The organism is Sphingobacterium olei, assembly GCF_005048855.1.
Classification (GTDB): domain Bacteria; phylum Bacteroidota; class Bacteroidia; order Sphingobacteriales; family Sphingobacteriaceae; genus Sphingobacterium; species Sphingobacterium olei.
Genome location: NZ_SUME01000003.1, coordinates 212,256 through 234,303, shown reverse-complemented (window position 1 = coordinate 234,303; position 22,048 = coordinate 212,256). Strand labels below are relative to the sequence as shown.

The following is a 22,048-nucleotide window of genomic DNA, read 5'->3' as shown; positions in this document are numbered from 1 at the left end:
AGACTGCCACGTCGCAGTGACGAGCAAGTAACATCGTCAGTGCGAGGAGGAAAAATGACGATGCGGCAATCTTGTTAATCGTTCAAAAAATCTGCTAATTTGCGTACAGCAATCGCACGATGACTAATCTGATTCTTTTCATTAGCACTCATCTCCGCAAATGTTTTATCGTATCCATCCGGTATAAAAATAGGATCGTATCCGAAACCGCCTTCTCCCCTTCTTTCCTCAATAATGTAGCCTTCGATTGTTCCATCAAAGAAATGTTGCTGCTCATTCAGAAAAAGTGAAATAACCGTTCGAAAACGGGCCTTGCGATTCGGATTATCCCCTAAGCTCTCCAACACCAAATCAATATTCTTTTCCATATCCCGCGATCCCGAGTACCGGGCTGAATACACACCAGGTGCGTTATCCAGTGCTTCGACTTCGAGTCCGGAATCATCCCCAAAAGAATACAGACCATACTTATTGACCAAGTAATCTGTCTTTTGTTTCGCATTCTCTTCAAAGGTATCTCCCGTCTCCGGAATATCATCCTGACAATTGATATCAGCAAGTGATCGAATTTTAAAGCGATCTCCAACGACTTGTTGTACCTCCTCTAATTTATGGGCATTATTTGTAGCAAAAACTAATTCTAGCATGTTTCAACGTAATAAGTAAAAATCAAAAGTAATAAGGTGACAAAGTGAAAAGGCTAAAAGGTTACAAAGCTAAAAAGCTAGCCATTAACCATCGCCACTTCCAATCACTAGTCACCAATCCCTAACTCCAAACACCTAACCCCTAGTCACTAACTCCCAATAAAAGTCTTAAACTCTCCCCAAAATAGTTTCTTCTTCTCCACATCGACAAACATCTCTTCAAAACTAAATGTATTGAATACGGTAGCTATCTTGCCTTTCATATACGAATTATGGGCAATAGCCGGCAGATTCAGTGAAGCAGGTTCGACCCCCAAAAGTGTTATCTTCTTCGGTTGAAAAAACTGCATGATACGTTTAAAATCATTCGGATTATGCGGGTTAGCCAAATTGACCACCGCAACATTATGTGGTGTAAGTTGTAACGCACCTATCGTTTTGACAAAAGCTTCTTCCGCCTGTGGTGAAAAATAGGGATATTCGGGGTAGCGCAGGATAAAAAGGACACCTGTAGACTTATCCCCTTGGTATATAAATTCCTCAACCGATCCAGTAGTTGTGTTCGGCTGAGGAATTGTAGTTGTATTAGAAACAGATGAGCTGACATCCTCTTGCACAGAAAATCCCGTCGAAAAAATTGTTTCCGACATCAGGGCTTGTAGTGCTACTGGATTATCTGTCAATAAGTTCTTCAATGCGCTATCTTATTTCTAATATCTCAAATCTAATATCTGACATGTTATTGTCCCAATAAATACGCAAAAATCAGCGGAACGACTATCGTAGCGTCTGATTCTATGACAAATTTAGGCGTATCAATATCTAATTTTCCCCAAGTGATTTTCTCATTTGGAACAGCTCCAGAATACGAACCGTACGAAGTCGTCGAATCCGATATCTGACAGAAATACGACCAAAAAGGAACGTCTTCCCACTCTAGATCCTGATACATCATTGGCACTACACAGATTGGAAAATCACCGGAAATACCACCGCCAATCTGGAAGAATCCTACACCTTTACCTCCTGAATTGGCCCGATACCACTCCGTTAAATAGATCATATATTCGATACCAGACTTCACGGTACTGGCTTGTAACTTTCCTTTGATGACGTTGGACGCAAAGATATTTCCCGTAGTGGAATCTTCCCATCCCGGACAAACAATAGGTAAGTTTTTTTCCGCCGCCGCAACGATCCACGAATTTTTAGGATCGATTTCGTAGTATTGTTCCAACACACCCGAATTTACCACTTGGTATAAAAATTCATGTGGCAAATACCGTTCTCCTTTTACTTCGGCCGCATGCCAAACATCCTCTAAATGTTTTTGTAGACGACGGAAAGCCTCTTCTTCTGGAATACAGGTATCCGTCACACGGTTATAATGTTGATCCAACAATTCGCGTTCTTGCTCCGGAGTCAAATCACGATAATTTGGCACACGTTTGTAATGCGAGTGAGCCACCAGATTCATCACATCTTCCTCCAGGTTGGCACCTGTACACGAAATAATAGCCACTTTATCTTGACGGATCAATTCTGCTAACGAGATACCCAATTCAGCCGTGCTCATCGCACCCCCCAAGGAAATTAACATCTTGCCACCCCCATTCAAATGGGCTTCATATCCCTTAGCTGCATCAACTAGCGCAGCAGCATTAAAATGCAGGTAATTTTTCTCTAAAAACTGAGAAATAGGACCTTTTTGTGAACTCATAATATCTTCTTTTTATTAAGTACGACAAAGGTACAGATAATTGTAAATATATAAATTTATATCACCCACTTTTCACACCTGTCCAAAAACTCCGGTTTCATATCCGCTCCAATACCGATATCATCTGAAATGGCAATACGATAACCGTTATACTGAATACCGCCTAGCACAGGATCTTCCAAATGTCCGACCATACAGGTATCCAGATCATAAAATTTAACATTTGCGGCGGCGTAGGCAAAGTGCACCTTCGCTGCTAAAGCTAAACGACTTTCCAGCATCCCCCCTATCATACATGGAATATGATATTCTGCAGCTATGGCTTGAATCTTTAACGCTTCATGAATTCCTGTTGATTTAGAGAATTTAATGTTGATATAATCGCAAGCGTCATTTTTACACAATCGTTCGGCATCATAATGCGAATACACAGACTCGTCCGCCATAAGCGGTACAATCGTTTGGATCCGTAATTCAGGCATTAAATGATCGTTATAGGTACGCATGGGTTGTTCGCAGAACTGAATTTTATAGGGTTCTAACCCCGTTAACGCTTCAACCGCCTGCTTATAACTCCAGCCTTGGTTGGCATCAATACGAATAGGAATATCAAATCCAACTGCTTGACGGATCGCTCGTATCCTGCCAATATCATCTCGCGGTTCTTTGCCCAATTTAATTTTTAATGCGAGGGCTCCGTCGTTCTTTAACGCCAATGCTTTGGTGGCCATCTCTTCTGGAGTAGAAATACCAATGGTAATATCCGTTGCGATATCACGTGGACTACCTCCAAGGTATTTATACAGCGGTACATTTGCATCCTTTGCTGCGAGATCGTATAACGCCATATCAAACGCCGATTTAATCGTAGCATTCCCTGCAATATACAGGTTAAGCTCGGCAAGCCGGTCTGCAATAGCCAGCGGATCTTTGCCTTTCAGAATCTTCGCAAAATCCTGTGCTACGCTGATACAGGTATTCTGTGTTTCGCCCACAATCATAGGGAAAGCCGAGCATTCTCCGACACCATACAGGCCAGCATCGGTGTGAATTTTAATAAACGTATTTTGGGCATAGTCCATCGTTCCCGTTGCAATGACGAACGGTTCCATTGGGATACTCAAACGGTAGATTTCTACTTGTGTAATTTTCATATTCGCTCATTTCGGATATTCCTGAGCGAATATAATAAAGTTCCGGATCAATGATTCCATACATCTCAAAAAACTCACCTTAAAGATCAATACGCACGTTAACAAGAATTTTCCTTTGGACGGCAAATAGTAGTACAAAAAAGATGAGTACCCCGCTATCACCAAAAAAAAACAAACACCATTATTCGCCGATACGCCAACGCTACTGAATGATATTTCCATTTTTGTATTTAAAAGCGCAATAAATGCGAATTCAATTATTTTCACAAATCTTCATTGAAGAAAAATCAAAATAAATACATAATTTTTATAAATTATTCAATACGACACAGAAATTATTCGTATATTAGCAAACCAATATTTTGAGGAGAGAAAATGATTAACGAAAGAATGCAGCAAGAAGGACTTTACAACCCGGAATTTGAACATGACGCATGTGGTGTTGGTTTTGTTGCCCATATCAAAGGGCAAAAATCACATGCTCAAGTCAATGATGCGCTTACTATGTTGGAAAACATGGAACACCGTGGTGCATGTGGATGCGACCCAGAGAGTGGAGATGGCGCTGGTATTATGATTCAGTTACCACATGAATTTTTGTGGGAAGAATGTATTAAATTAGGTATTCAACTGGAAGAACCTGGTTATTATGGAACCGGAATGGTATTTCTTCCAAAGGAGGCCGAATTAAATCAACTCTGTCGAACGATAATACAAGAAGCTACGGAAGAACGTAATATGACTTTTCTTGGATTCCGTTCCGTTCCCGTGAATCGTCAAGGCATCGGCCCTACAGCGTTAGGAGCTGAACCAGAAATTATTCAATTTTTCGTTTCTCGTCCTGATGGTGTGGCAAATACGGAAGAGTTCGAACGGAAATTGTATGTATTGAGACGCTTGATCATTCAAAAAATAAAACAAAAACAAGATTACCCACTACCTTTATATATTGCATCGCTGTCATGCAAGACCATTATCTACAAAGGTCAATTAACGACCTATCAAGTAGGCACCTATTTTGAAGACCTTCGCGATACGCGCGTAGTTTCCGCTTTTGGATTGGTCCATTCGCGTTTTTCTACCAATACATTTCCTTCTTGGTCATTGGCTCAGCCGTTCCGCATGATTGCGCACAACGGTGAGATTAATACACTTACCGGAAACCTAAACTGGTTTTATGCAGGAGTACGCTCTCTATCTTCCCCCTATTTCACGGAAGAAGAAATGGAAATCCTATTACCGGTAGTTGATAAAGGTCAATCCGATTCAGCCTGCCTCGACAATGTGGTAGAACTCTTATTGCACAGCGGCCGTAGCTTACCCCATGTGATGCTCATGCTTGTTCCAGAAGCTTGGGATGGTAATACACAGATGGATCCATTGAAAAGAGCGTTCTATGAATATCACGCAACATTAATGGAGCCTTGGGATGGTCCAGCTGCATTATGTTTCACGGATGGAAAAACGATTGGCGCTACATTAGATCGCAATGGCCTTCGTCCCTTGCGCTATGCTATCACATCCGATGACCGTGTTGTTGTAGCTTCTGAAGCCGGAGCTCTACCTATAGATGAAGCTACCATTATCAAAAAAGGCCGTCAACAACCGGGAAAAATCTTTGTTGTAGACATGGAAGCCGGCCTTATCCGAAGCGATGAGGAAGTAAAAGGTGAATTAGTTCGTCAACAACCTTACGGTGAATGGCTAGACAATTACAAAATCAAGTTGGAGGAATTAGCAGAACCTCGCGTTACATTCACCTATTTATCAAAAGAGTCTGTATTCAGATACCAACAATCTTTTGGATACTCACGTGAGGACCTGGAAACAATCCTTACACCAATGGCCGTAACGGGCTATGAGCCGATTGGCTCAATGGGCACAGATGTTCCATTGGCGTTATTGTCAGACCAACCGCAACACTTATCCAGTTATTTCAAGCAATTCTTTGCACAAGTTACCAATCCGCCGATAGACCCTATTCGCGAACGCTTAGTCATGAGCTTAGCAACATTCATTGGAAATGCCGGAAACATACTCATTGAAGACAAAAAGTTCTGTCATTGTGTAACCTTAGAACATCCTATACTAACGTCTAGCGAACTGGAGAAATTGCGTTCGATCGACACCGGCGTATTCCAAGCCAAAACATTACAGTCCTATTTCCGTGCAGATGGCAAGCCAGGTTCTTTAGAAGCCGGCATTGAGCGCCTTTGCCGCTATGCTGACGATGCCGTACGTGATGGTTTCGAAGTTATTATCTTATCGGATAGAGCTATAGACTCACAACATGCGGCCATACCTTCTATCCTTGCCGTATCTGCTGTACATCACCACTTGATTAAAACCGGAAACCGAGGAGCTGTTGGTTTGGTCGTCGAAGCCGGAGATGCTTGGGAAGTACACCATTTCGCATGCTTGTTGGCTTTTGGTGCCACCGCAATTAATCCATATATGGCGTTGGCAAGTATCCGTACCATGCGCGAAGAAGGGCAATTAGACACCGAACTCACTTGGGATCAATTAAAGAAAAACTACGTCAAAGCTGTTTGCAACGGCCTATTGAAAATATTCTCAAAAATGGGTATCTCGACCCTTCAGTCGTATCACGGTGCTCAAATATTTGAAGTATTGGGTATAGATAAGGAAGTAGTCGATAAATATTTCTGTGGAGCAGTTTCACGTATTGGCGGACTAAAGCTAGACGACATCGCAAAAGAAGCTTTAGCCAAACACTGGAGAAGCTTTGAAAACAATCGATCTCCAAAAAGCTTATTACCAGAAGGCGGTATCTATCAATGGAAAAGACGTGGCGAAGGACACTTGTGGAATCCGCAAACTGTACATTTATTGCAGCAAGCATGCCGCACGGATGACTTTCAGACCTTTAAAAAATATTCCGCACTTATCAACAACCAGAAAGAACGTATTTTTACCCTACGTGGGCTGTTGGATTTTGCAAAACACCGTACAGCTATTTCTATTGACGAAGTAGAACCTACGAGTGAAATCATGAAAAGATTCGCAACTGGAGCGATGTCTTTTGGATCGATTTCGCATGAAGCGCACAGTACCCTAGCCATTGCGATGAACCGTGTCGGCGGGAAGTCCAATACGGGTGAAGGTGGGGAAGATGAGTTACGCTATCAAAAATTGCCCAACGGTGATTCGATGCGCTCGGCTATCAAGCAAGTGGCTTCAGGACGATTTGGTGTAACATCCAATTACCTGACACAAGCAGATGAGCTTCAAATCAAAATGGCACAAGGGGCTAAACCAGGAGAAGGTGGCCAGTTACCAGGACACAAAGTAGACGAGTGGATTGCTAAAGTACGTCACTCAACACCTGGCGTGGGTTTAATTTCTCCTCCCCCACATCACGATATTTATTCTATTGAAGATTTAGCACAATTAATCTTTGATCTTAAAAACGCGAACAGAGAAGCACGTATCAACGTGAAATTAGTTTCTAAAGCTGGAGTCGGAACAATTGCAGCAGGTGTTGCAAAAGCACACGCTGATGTAATCCTAATAGCAGGATACGACGGCGGAACAGGAGCCTCTCCAATCAGTTCGATTAAACATGCAGGTCTTCCTTGGGAATTAGGATTAGCCGAGGCACATCAAACATTGGTACAGAACAAACTAAGAAGTCGAGTTGTATTGCAAGCCGATGGCCAAATGAAAACAGGTCGCGATTTAGTTATCGCTACATTATTAGGTGCTGAAGAATGGGGTGTGGCAACTGCGGCCTTAGTAGCTGGCGGATGTATTATGATGCGCAAATGTCACTTAAATACCTGCCCGGTAGGTGTAGCGACACAAGATCCAGAATTACGTAAGTTATTCTCTGGAAAACCTGAAGATATCGTAAACTTATTCCAATTCTTAGCAGAAGAAATGCGGGAGATCATGGCAGAATTAGGTTTCCGTACTATCAATGAAATGGTAGGTCGCGCACAATTCCTTAAAAAACGTGAAGATATTAAGCATTGGAAAGCCAACAAAATTGATTTCTCCGGAATCTTACACGTCGCTCGAAATGCAACAGGGGAAACACTTTATAACACCGAAGAGCAAGATCATGGCATGAGCATGATTTTAGACTGGGGTCTCGTCAAACAAGCTAAGCCTGCTTTGGATACGAAGACACCTGTATTCGGAACCTTCTTGGTCAAAAACACAGATCGTACGATCGGAACTTTATTATCCAATGAAATATCCAAATTATACGGCGCCGAAGGATTACCAGATAATACGATCAATTTCAAATTTGAAGGCTCGGCAGGCCAGTCGTTCGGGGCCTTCAATACCAAAGGGATTTCTTTTGAATTAGAAGGTGAAGCAAACGACTATGTAGGTAAGGGCTTATCGGGTGCGCAATTAGCCATATATCCGGCGAAAGTGAGCACACTAGTTCCACACGACAATATTATCATTGGTAACGTAGCCCTGTATGGCGCTACTTCGGGACACTTATTTATCAACGGTATGGCCGGCGAACGCTTTGCCGTACGTAACTCCGGAGCTACTGCAGTAGTAGAAGGAATAGGGGATCACGGATGTGAATATATGACCGGTGGTAAAGCGCTGATCCTGGGATCTACTGGACGTAACTTCGCAGCAGGAATGAGCGGTGGGATCGCGTGGATCTATGATATCAACGGTACCTTTAGAGAAAACTGTAATCAAGAAATGGTTGATCTAGACCCACTGGAATCCGAAGATGAAACTGCAATCATTGCACTTTTGAAACGTCATATTTTATTGACAAATAGCGAAAGAGCCTCTTATATCCTAAACAATTGGACAGCAGAGAAGATTCGCTTCATCAAGGTATTCCCACGTGAATATAAAAATGTATTAAGAAAAAAATTGGTTGTAGCATAAAATAAGAGGGAAAGTATCATGGGAAAACCAACAGGATTTTTAGAATTTGATAGAGCGGCTCCTCAAAAAGACGCTGTAGAAAGTAGAAAACAAAATTATCAAGAATTCGTCCAGCTTTATTCGGATGAGCAATTAAATAGCCAAGCGGCACGTTGTATGGACTGTGGAATTCCATTCTGTCATTCAGGATGTCCATTGGGGAATGTGATTCCCGAATTTAACGATGCCGTGTACGACGGGAAATGGGAAGACGCGTATAACATACTGTCATCGACCAACAATTTTCCGGAATTTACAGGACGTATCTGCCCTGCACCGTGTGAATCAGCATGTGTATTAGGCATCAACAAATCACCTGTAGCTATCGAAGAAATCGAGAAGCACATTATCGAGATCGCTTACAAAAAGGGTTACGTGAAACCCAACAAAAGCTTTTTAAAAACAGGAAAAAAAATTGCTGTTGTAGGTTCAGGACCTTCGGGTCTAGCCGCGGCAGCGCAGCTAAACAAAGCTGGTCATGATGTCGTTGTGTACGAACGTGACGATAAAGTAGGGGGATTATTACGTTATGGCATCCCTGATTTTAAATTAGACAAATCTGTCATCGATCGCCGTATCGAAATCATGGAAGAGTCTGGCATCGAATTCCGTACCAATGCAGAAGTAGGAAACAATGTACCCGCTTCCGAGTTGAGTGCATATGACGCTGTCGTATTAGCCGGTGGATCCACTATTCCACGAAATCTGAATATCCCGGGACGTGAGCTTAAAGGAGTTTATTTTGCGATGGAATTCTTGAAACAGCAAAATAAACGCGTAGGAAACTCACCCATCGATGTTGAAGAAATAATGGCAACGGATAAAAATGTGCTGGTAATAGGTGGGGGTGACACTGGATCTGACTGTGTCGGAACATCCAATCGCCATGGTGCTAAATCCGTTACTCAATTTGAGTTGATGCCACAACCTCCGCAAACGCGTACAGCTGCAATGCCATGGCCGACATATCCTATGCTCTTGAAGACTACGACCTCCCATGAAGAAGGTTGCCAAAGACATTGGAGCATTAGCACCAAAGAATTTTTGGGCGATGCCGAAGGCAACTTGCGAGGCGCATTGGTCGTGGACCTGGAGTGGGAAACAGATGCATTAGGAAGACCCACATCCTTCAAAGAAGTGGAAGGCTCACAACGTGAAATTCCCTGCGAATTGGTGACCTTAGCAATGGGTTTCTTACATCCGCAGCATCAAGGCCTTCTACAACAATTGGGCGTAACGTTGGACGGTAGAGGAAATGTACAAGCTACGGAAAGCGAATACAAGACAACTGCAGACAAAATTTTCGTAGCTGGTGACATGCGTAGAGGGCAATCCTTAGTCGTATGGGCCATTTCAGAAGGTCGTGAGTGCGCACGTAAAGTCGACGAATTCCTCATGGGAACCACCGAATTGGAAAGCAAAGAAGCGGTTTATAATTACGCCTAACTAATCGATCAATATATTTACACCTAAACCGTCTTTTAGCGAGCTAAAAGACGGTTTTATTTTTCTTCTTCCCACCAATCCGATTGAAGACCGTCTATTTCACGACGATCCCGCTTTGTCGGACGACCTGCCCCTCGATCCCTTTTTAAGACTGGTGCCTGAAAAACCGATTTAAAGGCATATGTTTCTTCTACAGGGGTTTCATCGTTATAAAATTGAACAGCTGTTTTCGCATCTACACGTCGTTCGAGCAACCCGATAACACGTATCACCTTTCTTTCAACCCCCTTTTGTACAGTATACGCCTCCCCTACCTTTACTACGTATGATGGTTTAATATTTTGTCCATTTAATTTCACCCGACCAGCCTTACAGGCTTCAGTCGCCAAACTCCTGGTTTTAAAGACACGAATACACCATAAGTATTTATCAATGCGTAATTTTTCGGATTCACTAGCCATACAACAAACTTAGCCAACTTGGCGTGTATATACAAAATTAAATTAGTCATATTACGTTAAAAATAGCCCATCATGTAAAGGACTTTTCAACAAAAATGAGCATCTTTGTTCTTATTTTTTAATCAGTATTTATTTAAAATGGAACTACAAAAACTAATCGAAGCAGCTTGGGAAGACAGACAATTATTACAATATAAGGAGTACTTTGAGGCTATCCAATACGTAATCATGAAGCTGGATAGCGGCAGCTTACGGGTGGCAGAACCAATTGGTGACCGTTGGCATGTAAACGATTGGATTAAAAAAGCAGTGATTTTATATTTCCCTATCCGTGAAATGAAAGAGATTGACAACAAACCTTTCGTATATCACGATAAAATGAAATTGAAAACAAACTACAAGGAATTAGGTGTTCGTGTAGTACCCGGAGCTTCAGCCCGATACGGAGCGTATCTTGCTAAAGGTGTAATCATGATGCCTTCTTATGTAAATATTGGTGCATATGTAGATGAAGGAACAATGGTTGATACCTGGGCTACGGTAGGTTCTTGTGCTCAAATTGGTAAAAATGTCCATTTATCAGGAGGTGTTGGAATTGGCGGTGTATTAGAACCCGTACAAGCGGCACCAGTTGTGATCGAAGACAATGTATTTGTAGGATCCCGTACCATCGTCGTTGAAGGTATCCGCGTTGAAACGGAAGCTGTACTTGGTGCAAATGTCGTATTGACAGCCTCAACTAAAATTATCGATGTATCAGGACCAGAACCTGTTGAATACAAAGGCTACGTTCCAGCTCGTTCAGTCGTTATTCCAGGTTCGTATACCAAAAAATTCCCTGCTGGTGAGTATCAGGTGCCTTGCGCTTTGATCATTGGAAAACGTAAGGAATCTACTGACAAAAAGACCTCATTAAACGATGCTTTGCGTGAGCATAACGTTGCTGTTTAACAACATAAATCATGTCCACTTTTGTAAATAGAGAAGACATTAATCAAGCGCTTGAAACGTTAAAAAAAGGCGGATTGATTTTGTATCCTACCGATACCATTTGGGGTATCGGTTGTGATGCGACCAATAAAGAAGCGGTGGAAAAAGTATTTACGCTAAAAGGGAGAGATAAAAGCAAGAGTTTGATCATTCTACTCCATAGTGACAATCAACTAGCGGGCTATGTACAGGACGTCCCGGAAATTGCCTATGAATTGATAGAAGCTACAAATAGACCGCTTACAATAGTATATTCCAAATCGAAAAATTTGCCTGAAAACATCGTTGCAGAAGATGGTTCAATTGGAATCCGCATCGTGGAGCATCCTTTTTGTCAGCAATTATTACAACGGTTTAGAAAACCCATTATTTCTACTTCAGCAAATTTGAGTGGGGCACCTTCGGCTACATCTTTCAACGACATAGCCAATGAAATAAAAATGGGTGTAGATTATATTGTCAAATTCGGTCAGCACGATAAAAGCGAAGGAAAACCTTCGGTCATTATGAAGGTGGACCCCAGTGGAAAATTTGAATTTCTACGAAAATAGTATATATATATATGAAAAAATTAATCGCCCTTTGTTCGCTATGTGGTATTCTCTTATCAGTAGCCCAAGCACAGCAAAAAATTACTCCGGCTAAGGCAGGAATAACCTATGGAAAAACGGTAAATAAGGAAAATGCTATTTCGGTAAAGACCTTGGAAAATTCTTTCAAAAAAGATGCTACTTTCAATGGAAAGATTGAAGGCGAGGTAGTCGAAGTCTGTAAGAAAAAAGGTTGCTTCATCACGTTGAAACGTGATGGCGATCAAGAACCAATCATGGTACGGTTTACAGACTATGCATATTTCGTCCCTGCCGATATCATTGGGAAGACGGTCGTCGTCGAAGGCAAAGCAAAAGTCAAAGAAACTTCAGTGGAATGGCAAAAACATTATGCTGAAGATAAAGGAAAAAGCGCCGCAGAAATCGCCAAAATCACAAAACCGAAGAAAGATATTTCGGTCGTTGCTGATGGTGTACTTGTTGTGAACTAAAAAAGCAAATTATCGTCATCGCGAGAAAGCACGAAGCTGTTTTTATTTTATTAAGTTCGGAAGATTGCTTCCTCGCTATGCTCATCGCAATGACGTACAGCTAATAACGCGTCACTTTCTTTATCAAATAGCCGGTTTCATGAACAAATTCAAGACACACCTTGCTCAATCGATCAATGTCAACGGAAAACTGATCGTCTTCGACAAACCACAGCTTATGGGGATACTCAATGTAACTCCGGATTCCTTTTATGATGGTGGAAGACACACCACGGTTGGAAATGCGATACAGAAGTCTCGACAACTGATTACAGAAGGAGCGGATATCATTGATATCGGTGCTTTTTCGTCAAGACCTGGTGCATCATTGATTTCATCTCAGGAAGAAATGGATCGTGCATTGCCGGCTATCGAGGCCATACGGAAAGAGTTTCCCGACATTTTGCTTTCGATAGACACTTTTCACGCGGATGTGGCCGAAGAAGCCGTAAAATCAGGGATACATATCATTAATGATGTTTCGGGAGGAACAATTGATGAAAACATGTTTCCAACGGTAGCACGACTACAAGTCCCTTATGTCCTTATGCATATGCGAGGACTTCCGGAGAATATGCAACATCTTACCGCATACAATGATGTAGTAACCGACGTGGCTGTGTTTTTAGGAGAACGTGTCGCCGCTTTAAGAGCATTAGGTGTAAAAGACATCATTCTTGATCCGGGATTTGGATTTGCAAAAACAATGGAACAGAATTATGAGCTACTGTATCGCGTGAATGAATTACATTACCTTGGATTACCAATTCTCGGTGGTATATCGAGAAAGTCTATGATCTATAAAAAATTGGGGGTAACGCCAAACGAATCCTTAAATGCTACGACTGCCTTAAACACGCTTCTGTTGGAAAGAGGTGTCCAAATACTTCGCATACACGATGTAAAAGAAGCAAAACAGCTAATTGATTTGTTTTATTGAGATGAGAAGGCTAGAAAGACAGAAAGTTAAAAGGATCAAAGATTAAAGACAACCTTAGGTCCTTAATCTTTAATACCATATCGTTGTTCAGCTTAGCGAACTGTACTTCCCGATTTTACTGCATCGGTGGGATTCACAAAATCTAATCGACCATCTGCATCCTCAGCCATCAGAATCATACCCTGTGACATAATGCCTTTAATTTCGCGGGGCTCTAAATTTACCAAAATTGAAACCTGTTTTCCCACAATATCAGCAGGTGCAAAGAATTCGGCTATTCCTGACACAACAATCCGCTGGTCTATCCCGGTATCAATTTTTAATTTCAACAATTTCTTGGTTTTGGCTACTTTCTCCGCTTCCAAAATTGTACCTACACGAATATCCAACTTCATAAAGTCATCAAAGGTCACATTCGCCTTAGCTGGAGCAGCAATAGAAACGGATTTTGCGTTGTCTATCTTAGACTGAGCCAATTTGTTTAATTGGAATTCCACCTGTTCATCCGTTATTTTCTCAAATAATAGCTGTACTTCACCCAACTGTTGTCCTTCTTTCAATAAATCTACTTCTCCCGCGCTATCCCAACTTTTCTGCGGCAGATTCAGCATTTCAAATAATTTCGTGGCTGTTTTAGGCAAGAAAGGTTGTGCCAAAACGGCTAAGTTCGCAACGATTTGCGAAGCAACAAAAAGCACTGTTTTTACACGTTCCTCGTCATTCTTAATGATTTTCCAAGGTTCCTCCTCGGCTAGGTATTTATTTCCAAGGCGTGCCGCATTTATAAAGTAGGATAATGCTTCACGGAAACGGTAGCTGCCTATAGACTGTTCAATCAATCCCGGATATTTTGCCAACTCTTCGAACACATTTTGATCGGTATCAGTATACACCGATCCTCTTAACAGCTTACCATCAAAATATTTGTGTGACAATACCATCACTCGATTTATAAAATTACCTAAAATAGCGACCAATTCATTATTAACACGAGCCTGAAAATCCTTCCACGTAAATTCGCTATCTGATGTTTCGGGCAGAATCGATGTCAATACATAACGTAATTCATCCTGTTTACCCGGAAACTCTTCCAAGTATTCGTGTAACCATACTGCGTGATTACGGGAGGTAGACAATTTGTCTCCTTCAAGATTTAGAAACTCGTTTGCCGGTACATTATCCGGTAAAATATAGTCGCCATGCGCATGCAATATAGCCGGAAAGATAATACAGTGAAAAACAATATTGTCTTTGCCGATAAAATGAATCAACGTAGATTCATCTTCCGGATTCGCCGTCTTCTTCCAATAATCTTCCCAGTTTTTCCCATGATCTATAGCCCACTGCTTTGTAGCCGAAATGTAACCAATTGGAGCATCCAACCATACATACAATTTCTTTCCTTCTGCCTCTACCAACGGCACATCCACTCCCCAATCCAAATCACGTGTCATGGAACGCGGTTGCAATCCAGATTTTAACCAAGACTGGCATTGCCCGAATACGTTTGATTTCAACTCTCCCTTTTTGCCCTCGATAAGCCATTCTTCCAACCAGGGTTGATATTTATCTAGCGGAAGGTACCAATGTTTTGTCTCTTTCAAAATTGGAGTGTTGCCACTTAAGGTAGATTTAGGGTTAATCAAATCTGTTGGGCTTAATGAAGTACCACATTTTTCACACTGATCCCCATATGCCCCTTCATTTTGACAATGTGGACACGTACCAACAATATACCGATCAGCTAAAAACTGATTGAACTCTTCGTCATAATATTGTTCCGAGAATTTCTCAATAAACTCCCCTTTTTCATATAGGTTCAAGAAAAATTCTTGGGATAGTTGATGGTGAATAGGTTCCGATGTCCGGTGATAAATATCAAACGAAATACCAAAATCTTCGAAGCTATCTTTAATTTGCTTGTTGTATTTGTTAATAATTTCTTTGGGCGTGACCCCTTCTTTCTTTGCTTTGATCGTTATAGCAGCACCATGTTCGTCCGAACCGCACACATACACCACATCTTTATGATTCAATCGCAAAAAGCGAACAAAAATATCACCCGGTATATATGCTCCAGCCAAGTGTCCAATATGCAAAGGACCATTTGCATACGGCAGGGCAGAAGTAATAGTATAGCGTTTTTTGGATAAAGTACTCAAGATATATCGTATTTTTAATGTTAATACTAAAAAATAAATCGTAAAATTGTTTGCAAAGATAACTCAATTTGAGCTTAATAAATAGCCATCGAACAATATTCCGTTGGAATAGACATTTTTTTTAGACATGATAACGCAAAATCAAACATGAAGATCCCTCCATATCTACAACCCGGTGATAGAGTAGCCGTTGTATGCCCAGCAAGTCATATAAAAGGAGATATTGACATAGGCGTAAAGACCTTAGAAAGTTGGGGATTAACGGTACAGGTCGCCCCGTCTGTGACATCGCAATTTCATCAGTTTGCTGGTGAAGACAGCCTGCGTACCAGCGATCTTCAGCACGCGCTGGATGACCCTGAAATTAAAGCAGTGATAGCGGGGCGGGGCGGATATGGTTCTGTACGAATTATTGACAATTTGGACTTCAGCCAATTCACGGCTAATCCGAAATGGCTAGTAGGCTTTAGTGATGTTACCGTTATTCACAGCCATATTCAGCGTCAATTTAGTATTCCTACCATCCATGGCCAGATGGTAAAATCTTTCGCAGATTCAACTTTTGAAGCCCTGGAAACACTTAAAAATGCGCTTTTTGGAAAACGAATGGATATCACCTACTCAAGCACTGATTTTCCAAATCGTTCCGGAGAGAGCGAGGGTATTCTTATTGGGGGAAACTTAGCCATTCTGCAAAGCGTTCTTGCATCCGTTTCTGATGTCAAATACGATGATAAGATTCTTTTTATCGAAGATGTGGGCGAATCACATTATAACATAGACCGTATGTTGTGGACATTAAAAAGAGCCGATAAATTTAACAATTTAAAAGGTCTCATAGTGGGAGGCTTTACATCATTGCGAGACAGTGCCCCCCCATTTGGACAACGCTTCGAGGAAATCATTATGGACAAGGTCAACGAATTCGATTTCCCTGTTGCTTTCGGATTCCCAGCAGGTCATATTGACGACAATAGAGCTTTAGTATTGGGCAGAAAAGTGAAACTCCACGTTGAAGAGATAAAAGTATCTTTGAAGTATTCTTTTTAAAGGGGCGTAGTTTTACAAATCCCAATTAATATTCTCATAATGATTCGTTATAAACCGCACGAATGTTTCAATTAAAATTATTATATTAATAAAATAAGCTACAAAAAACAATAAATAAAAACGATTTTTGCAAAAATTACATTATTATATTTTCATTTTAACATTATCCTTACCTTAGCCTCGTAAATTATGACATTATATGGAGCTAGAATTAGGAACAAAAAGTCCATTCATTGACATTACTCATTTGGGTTTATTATCGAATAAAATAAACTGGAACCTTGATCGAAGTACACTCACTCAACAAACACTGAAGCTTGGTCAGGGAAGATTAAACGATACGGGAGCACTATGTGTCAGTACTGGAAAATTTACCGGAAGATCTCCAAGGGATAAATTTATTGTAAAGGATTCTTATACAGCAAATGCAATTGATTGGGGAGACATCAACATTCCGATTGCTGAGCATGTGTTCGATCATCTTTATGCCAAAATGATTAATTTCTTAACAGAAAAAGAGATCTGGATAAGAAATTGTTTTGCGGGAGCACATCCCAATTTTAGATTGAATGTGACGGTAGTAAATACAACACCGTGGGCAAATCTCTTTTGCAGCAATCTTTTCATTGTTCCCTCGGAAGACGAATTACACAATTTTCAACAGGAATGGTTGATTCTTCAAATTCCAGAATTCCTAGCAAATCCTGGAGTGGACGGAACCAGACAAGAAAATTTTACGATCGTCAGCTTCAGCAAAAAAACAATACTAATTGGGGGATCGGCATATACCGGAGAAATCAAAAAAGGAATATTCAGTGTGTTGAATTTCCTTCTTCCGTATCACCACAACGTATTACCTATGCACTGTTCGGCTAACGAAGGAAAAGCGGAAGACGTGGCACTTTTTTTCGGCCTCAGCGGTACGGGGAAAACAACGTTGTCTGCCGACTCGAATCGGGCACTTATCGGTGATGATGAACACGGATGGGCCGACGGATCAATTTTCAACTTTGAAGGGGGGTGCTATGCAAAATGTGTAGACCTCAGTCCCGAAAAAGAACCGGAAATATTTGCTGCTGTAAAAGAGCATACATTATTAGAAAATACTTCCTTTTTTCCCGATTCTAATATTGTTAACTACGCAGACTCAAGTATCACCGAAAATACTCGGGCAGCATATCCGATCGGACATATTAAAAACTCGAAAAATCCCTCGTTAGGAGGAAACCCAAAGAATATATTCTTCTTGACCTGTGATGCATTTGGTATTTTACCACCAATATCAAAATTAACAAAAGAGCAGGCTATGTATCACTTCATTTCGGGCTATACCGCTAAAGTAGCAGGGACAGAGATCGGTATAATCGAACCCCAAACAACATTTTCCGCGTGCTTTGGCAGCGTATTTTTACCGCTACATCCCATTAAATATGCTAAACTTTTAGGCGAAAAGCTAGAGAAGCATCCCGATGTGAATGTATGGCTGATTAACACAGGATGGACTGGCGGGCCTTACGGTATAGGAAAACGTATCAGCCTCAAATACACACGTGCTATGATAAACGCTGCAATAAACGGAGATCTGAATGAGGTAGAATATATACCTCATGTGATATTCGGTGTATTAAAACCTCAATCTTGTCCAGGTGTACCTAGTGAGTACCTCAATCCAAGAAACACATGGAAAAATACGGAGTCATATGATCAACGCGCCTTATCACTCGCTCAATTGTTTATCAATAACTTCAAACAATTTGAAGATAAGGCTACCGATGAGATTCTATCCGCGGCACCAAAAACAGTGTTATAAAAAAGGGTTGGTTTATTAAAACCAACCCTTTTTAAAAGACCTTGCTATGCCAACTATCTTGAAAAGGAATCTCCCAATTGGACTCCAATTCAGATGCATGCATTAAGATATTGTTGAACACCATAGTTTGCGAATGAACTATTCCTGATTTGATCAATTTTTCGAAAACAGACCGATCTACCAGCTGAATCGCATGTGCCTCGTCGCGATAGGCTATCTTTAGTCTATCAAAAAAGTTAACGTTAAATTCCTGCTCGAGCGATTTTATAAAATGAACAGATTTATCTATTGAACAACCTGTTACCCCTGCCTGCTCTTCATCGACTTCAAGAATCAAAAATAAATTGTGTTTTATATACCCTTTCCCTTCCAAAGCACTGCCATGGGCTGTCCATGAAGAAATAAAGGGCCGCACCCTTTCCATGATCTGAGCACTTTCGTCTGGCGAGAGAATCCTATCGGCCTGGTATATCCAAATCTTTTTCATTTTACAAAGTTAAGAAAGTTAAAGGGTTAAAAAGCTAGAAGGTTGAAATTCTATTCTAACGATTAATATTAGCTAACTAACTATAATACGGTGAAATCATCATATATACAATTACCCCGGTAACCGCTACATAAAGCCACATCGGATATGTGATTCTTGCTAATTTTTTATGCCTTTCATAAGCACCTGCTATCCCTCTTACAAACGTAAACAAAACAAAAGGGATAATAATTATGGATAGCAAGATATGTGTTATCAATATAAAGAAATACACATACCGAATAAAACCCTCACCCCCATAAGAAGTAGAATCCGAAGTCATGTGGTAAGCTACATACATCACCAGGAATAAGGAAGAACAAACCATACAAAGCTTAATCAATCCCTCATGTAATTTGACGTTACCTTTTTTTACGGCTGATATGGCCCACACTAAGAGTACAGCCGTCAAACCATTAATAGACGCGTAAATAGGAGGCAAGAAAGAAAGCGGCTCCACATCATATCCTAGCTTTCTTAAGTTGACGCCAAATAGAGCCGCTACTGCCAATGGAATTACAATCGATAATGTCCAAATCCAGCCCTTATATTTCTTTTCTTCTTCTGTCATTGCCATTTTTATCTCTTCTCTACTTTTAATGGGTTATTTCTTATTTCCTCTACCAATTGAAGCTTTATTTCGTCTTCTAGCCTGTCCACCTCCGTTTTCAGGTTTATGTCGTAAAATCCTCTTATACGACGTTGTGAATCTATCAACAGGTAATTATTACTGATGACAAACGCATTTGTATCAGCTGGATTTCGCATAGCATCAACCAACATTTCCTCACGGGCATATTTCAACATATCAGTATGAGAACTACTCACGGCATCCCAATATTTACCAATTAACGCATCATAGGATCGCACATAATTTTTTAAACTCTCGGGATTATCATACGGATCCACCGAAATAGACAGCAACCGCAAGGAAGAATTATTTTTAAACCTATTCGCAATAGCATAAAGATTATCCATCATGACCCTGGATAATGTCGTATCCTTAGTGTAAAAAAGGTGTACTACCGTAATCACTGTATCCGACGCCAAGAAATGTATAGAATCTCCTCTACTATTTATAAATTCGATGGGGGTTAACTGATGATAAGTTGTATCCGGAATCTCTCTTCCCATTTTTCTGTTCATCTTTCCAGACAGCGATTTTTCGCCATAAATGGGTAGCTTTACATATTCATTAGACCCAATACGATTGAGCAATAAATATAAAAATCCTGGCACCAATAAAACAATGGCCAGGATAATTACTTTTGAAAAGTTCCTTTTTTGAGTAGTATTACTCATTCAGTCTATTTATTTGGATACAGTGGATGATCTTGAAATGCGCCTAACAAAAAGTCACCTTCAATTAACATCAGGACAATAAAATAGATAATAAAAAGAAATACTATCGAACAGCAGACTATAAAACTGGATTTCTCAAACTTTAAGTGCATGAAGAAAGCCACAATATAAAATGCCTTCACTAGTGTAAGTATGATGTAGATTACATTTACTAGAGTACCCTTTTGTAGAATTCCCCAATGGTGAACGAAGCCCAATGCAATTAAAAACTCTAAAGCTGTTAATGCCAACAGTACAAAGAATACAGACCAAATTCTTTTTTTGTCCATTCCATCCTCATGCGCGTGCGCATCATGTGTAGCAATATGATCGTGATTAGCCATCTTTTTTTTAGTATTAAGTATTGCGTATTAAATATGGAGTATTCTTAGCCGATACTCCATAAAACACCTGTTTTTTTTAATTTTTACCTTTTATTTTATTTTACGACTTAGATCAGGTAGAAGAAAGTAAATACAAATACCCACACCAAATCCACAAAGTGCCAGTACAAACCAACTTTTTCAACCATCAAATATGTGCCTCTTCTTTCAAATGTATTATTAAGCGTCATACTCAAAATAATGATATTTAAAAGGATACCGATAGAAACGTGGAATCCGTGAAAACCGGTAATGGTGAAAAACAAATTCGAAAATTGCAATGCTGCAGTGTATGATATATCATTCGTAAAATAAGGTCTCAATGCTTCTGCAATAGCTAAGTCTCCTTCTAAGCCCGTTGCCGGATTACGTCCAAACCAAAACCCCTGATGGTGTAAGTGAGTCCATTCGATAGCTTGACAGCCAACAAACAACAAACCTCCTAAAATCGTCCATAACATCCATTTAACAACCTCATGTTTGGAATTACGATGTCCTGCTTCTACTGCTAACACCATCGTTACCGAAGACATAATCAAGATAAAGGTCATGATACCTACGAACACCAACGGTTGTCCAGATTCGGCAATGCCGGGAATAGATTGGAACACTTTATCCGCATCAATCCATGTAGGTTGTGCAAATTTTTGCGCGCCATAATAAATTAGGAAGGCAGAAAATGTAAATGCGTCCGACACCAAGAAAAACCACATCATGATTTTTCCATACTCTAAGTTCCAAGGAGACTTGCCACCGTTCCACGGTCCGTCTTTTACCTTATCCAATTGCGATACAGTTGTACTCATTGTTTACTATTATTGATTCAAAAGTAAGAAAACATAAATATAAATCCATAAAAGATCTAGAAAATGCCAAAAAATTGCGCCTAGATCCATCCGAAAAACATTGTGATCGTGTGCTATAGGCTTTGCAGCTCCAATATAACACCGTAATAAAACAATGATTCCAGCTATAATGTGTGCTAAATGCAATCCTGTAAATATGTATATAAAAGATTGCGAAGCGTTATTATTAATAAAATAAATCCCTCTCTCGGCCAGAATTCCCCATGCATTCAATTGAAGTGCAAAAAAAACAAGTCCCAACACCAAGGTAAATAGCAGTAGTAACTTCTGTCTCGCCAAGTTACCGGACTTTGCGGCCTGAAAGGCTAAATGCATGGCCACACTACTTAAGATAATTGCTACTGTACTATATATAAATGCTTGTGGCAAAATCGTCTTGATACCTTTATCAACGCCACTCGCTGTGTATACAATGAACCCACTCGACAAAGCAGCAAACATCATAAACATACCTATCAAACCCAACCAAAGACTAAACTTCTTTGCCTTTCGTGTACGTAATAAATCGGCTATTACCAATTCTTTGTTTTCCATCAATTTTA

The 22,048-nt window shown here is 40.5% G+C and carries 20 protein-coding genes; 8 read left to right on the top strand and 12 right to left on the bottom strand.

The annotated features are described in order from the left end of the window. Nucleotides 1–74 precede the first annotated feature (74 nt). The 4 genes from FAZ15_RS08245 to FAZ15_RS08230 form a co-directional block, all read right to left on the bottom strand. Entirely contained in the window at nt 75–647 is a 573-nt protein-coding gene (locus FAZ15_RS08245) for a non-canonical purine NTP diphosphatase (RefSeq protein ID WP_136900842.1), read from the bottom strand. Between the two features lie 149 nt (nt 648–796). Next, nucleotides 797–1,342 carry a hypothetical protein gene (locus tag FAZ15_RS08240; protein ID WP_136900841.1) on the bottom strand — a complete coding sequence of 182 codons (546 nt, stop codon included), beginning with the start codon at nt 1,340–1,342 and terminating at the stop codon, nt 797–799. 44 nt (nt 1,343–1,386) lie between these two features. Beyond that, a complete protein-coding gene (locus tag FAZ15_RS08235; RefSeq protein ID WP_136900840.1) occupies nt 1,387–2,367 on the bottom strand; it encodes a deoxyhypusine synthase family protein in 981 nt (326 codons plus the stop codon). Nucleotides 2,368–2,423: 56 nt separating this feature from the next. Then, nucleotides 2,424–3,521 (bottom strand): mandelate racemase/muconate lactonizing enzyme family protein, encoded by a 1,098-nt coding sequence (locus tag FAZ15_RS08230; protein WP_136900839.1) that lies wholly within the window; start codon nt 3,519–3,521, stop codon nt 2,424–2,426. 375 nt (nt 3,522–3,896) lie between these two features. Between FAZ15_RS08230 and gltB the strand changes: the two genes are divergently transcribed. Both gltB and FAZ15_RS08220 read left to right on the top strand, forming a co-directional pair. Then, nucleotides 3,897–8,411, top strand: coding sequence for a glutamate synthase large subunit (gene gltB / locus FAZ15_RS08225; RefSeq protein ID WP_136900838.1), 4,515 nt, complete (start codon nt 3,897–3,899; stop codon nt 8,409–8,411). Between the two features lie 18 nt (nt 8,412–8,429). Continuing rightward, nucleotides 8,430–9,896 carry a glutamate synthase subunit beta gene (locus FAZ15_RS08220; protein ID WP_136900837.1) on the top strand — a complete coding sequence of 489 codons (1,467 nt, stop codon included), beginning with the start codon at nt 8,430–8,432 and terminating at the stop codon, nt 9,894–9,896. Nucleotides 9,897–9,952: 56 nt separating this feature from the next. Here FAZ15_RS08220 and FAZ15_RS08215 read toward each other — a convergent pair whose 3' ends face one another. After that, nucleotides 9,953–10,357, bottom strand: a complete 405-nt coding sequence (locus FAZ15_RS08215; protein ID WP_136900836.1) for an RNA-binding S4 domain-containing protein — start codon at nt 10,355–10,357, stop codon at nt 9,953–9,955. A 138-nt stretch (nt 10,358–10,495) separates the two neighbouring features. Here FAZ15_RS08215 and FAZ15_RS08210 point away from each other — a divergent pair, with 138 nt between their 5' ends. From FAZ15_RS08210 to folP, 4 genes are all read left to right on the top strand, one after another. Next, the gene (locus tag FAZ15_RS08210; protein WP_136900835.1) at nt 10,496–11,308 is read left to right on the top strand and encodes a 2,3,4,5-tetrahydropyridine-2,6-dicarboxylate N-succinyltransferase; all 813 of its coding nucleotides are present in this window, start codon (nt 10,496–10,498) and stop codon (nt 11,306–11,308) included. Between the two features lie 11 nt (nt 11,309–11,319). After that, complete coding sequence (locus FAZ15_RS08205) at nt 11,320–11,898, top strand: L-threonylcarbamoyladenylate synthase (protein ID WP_136900834.1); 579 nt, start codon at nt 11,320–11,322, stop codon at nt 11,896–11,898. 11 nt (nt 11,899–11,909) lie between these two features. Beyond that, a complete protein-coding gene (locus tag FAZ15_RS08200) occupies nt 11,910–12,389 on the top strand; it encodes a DUF4920 domain-containing protein (protein ID WP_136900833.1) in 480 nt (159 codons plus the stop codon). A gap of 139 nt (nt 12,390–12,528) precedes the next feature. Beyond that, nucleotides 12,529–13,368: a dihydropteroate synthase gene (gene folP, locus FAZ15_RS08195; protein ID WP_136900832.1), complete on the top strand. Its 840-nt coding sequence runs from the start codon at nt 12,529–12,531 to the stop codon at nt 13,366–13,368. Between the two features lie 92 nt (nt 13,369–13,460). Here folP and metG read toward each other — a convergent pair whose 3' ends face one another. Next, nucleotides 13,461–15,530 (bottom strand): methionine--tRNA ligase, encoded by a 2,070-nt coding sequence (gene metG / locus FAZ15_RS08190; protein ID WP_136900831.1) that lies wholly within the window; start codon nt 15,528–15,530, stop codon nt 13,461–13,463. A 147-nt stretch (nt 15,531–15,677) separates the two neighbouring features. Here metG and FAZ15_RS08185 point away from each other — a divergent pair, with 147 nt between their 5' ends. Further along, nucleotides 15,678–16,580 carry a S66 peptidase family protein gene (locus FAZ15_RS08185; protein ID WP_136900830.1) on the top strand — a complete coding sequence of 301 codons (903 nt, stop codon included), beginning with the start codon at nt 15,678–15,680 and terminating at the stop codon, nt 16,578–16,580. A gap of 199 nt (nt 16,581–16,779) precedes the next feature. Beyond that, nucleotides 16,780–18,390: a phosphoenolpyruvate carboxykinase (ATP) gene (gene pckA, locus FAZ15_RS08180; RefSeq protein ID WP_136900829.1), complete on the top strand. Its 1,611-nt coding sequence runs from the start codon at nt 16,780–16,782 to the stop codon at nt 18,388–18,390. A gap of 31 nt (nt 18,391–18,421) precedes the next feature. Here pckA and FAZ15_RS08175 read toward each other — a convergent pair whose 3' ends face one another. The 6 genes from FAZ15_RS08175 to FAZ15_RS08150 all read right to left on the bottom strand — a co-directional run bounded on the left by FAZ15_RS08175 (nt 18,422) and on the right by FAZ15_RS08150 (nt 22,040). After that, nucleotides 18,422–18,877 (bottom strand): ABC transporter ATPase, encoded by a 456-nt coding sequence (locus tag FAZ15_RS08175; protein ID WP_136900828.1) that lies wholly within the window; start codon nt 18,875–18,877, stop codon nt 18,422–18,424. A 76-nt stretch (nt 18,878–18,953) separates the two neighbouring features. Beyond that, nucleotides 18,954–19,493: a DUF420 domain-containing protein gene (locus tag FAZ15_RS08170; protein ID WP_136900827.1), complete on the bottom strand. Its 540-nt coding sequence runs from the start codon at nt 19,491–19,493 to the stop codon at nt 18,954–18,956. A gap of 2 nt (nt 19,494–19,495) precedes the next feature. Then, a complete protein-coding gene (locus FAZ15_RS08165) occupies nt 19,496–20,218 on the bottom strand; it encodes an SCO family protein (RefSeq protein ID WP_136900826.1) in 723 nt (240 codons plus the stop codon). 5 nt (nt 20,219–20,223) lie between these two features. Beyond that, nucleotides 20,224–20,601: a cytochrome C oxidase subunit IV family protein gene (locus FAZ15_RS08160; protein WP_136900825.1), complete on the bottom strand. Its 378-nt coding sequence runs from the start codon at nt 20,599–20,601 to the stop codon at nt 20,224–20,226. A 107-nt stretch (nt 20,602–20,708) separates the two neighbouring features. Further along, a complete protein-coding gene (locus tag FAZ15_RS08155; protein WP_136900824.1) occupies nt 20,709–21,446 on the bottom strand; it encodes a cytochrome c oxidase subunit 3 in 738 nt (245 codons plus the stop codon). A 9-nt stretch (nt 21,447–21,455) separates the two neighbouring features. Then, a complete protein-coding gene (locus tag FAZ15_RS08150; RefSeq protein ID WP_136900823.1) occupies nt 21,456–22,040 on the bottom strand; it encodes a cytochrome c oxidase subunit 3 in 585 nt (194 codons plus the stop codon). Between the last annotated feature and the right edge of the window lie 8 nt (nt 22,041–22,048).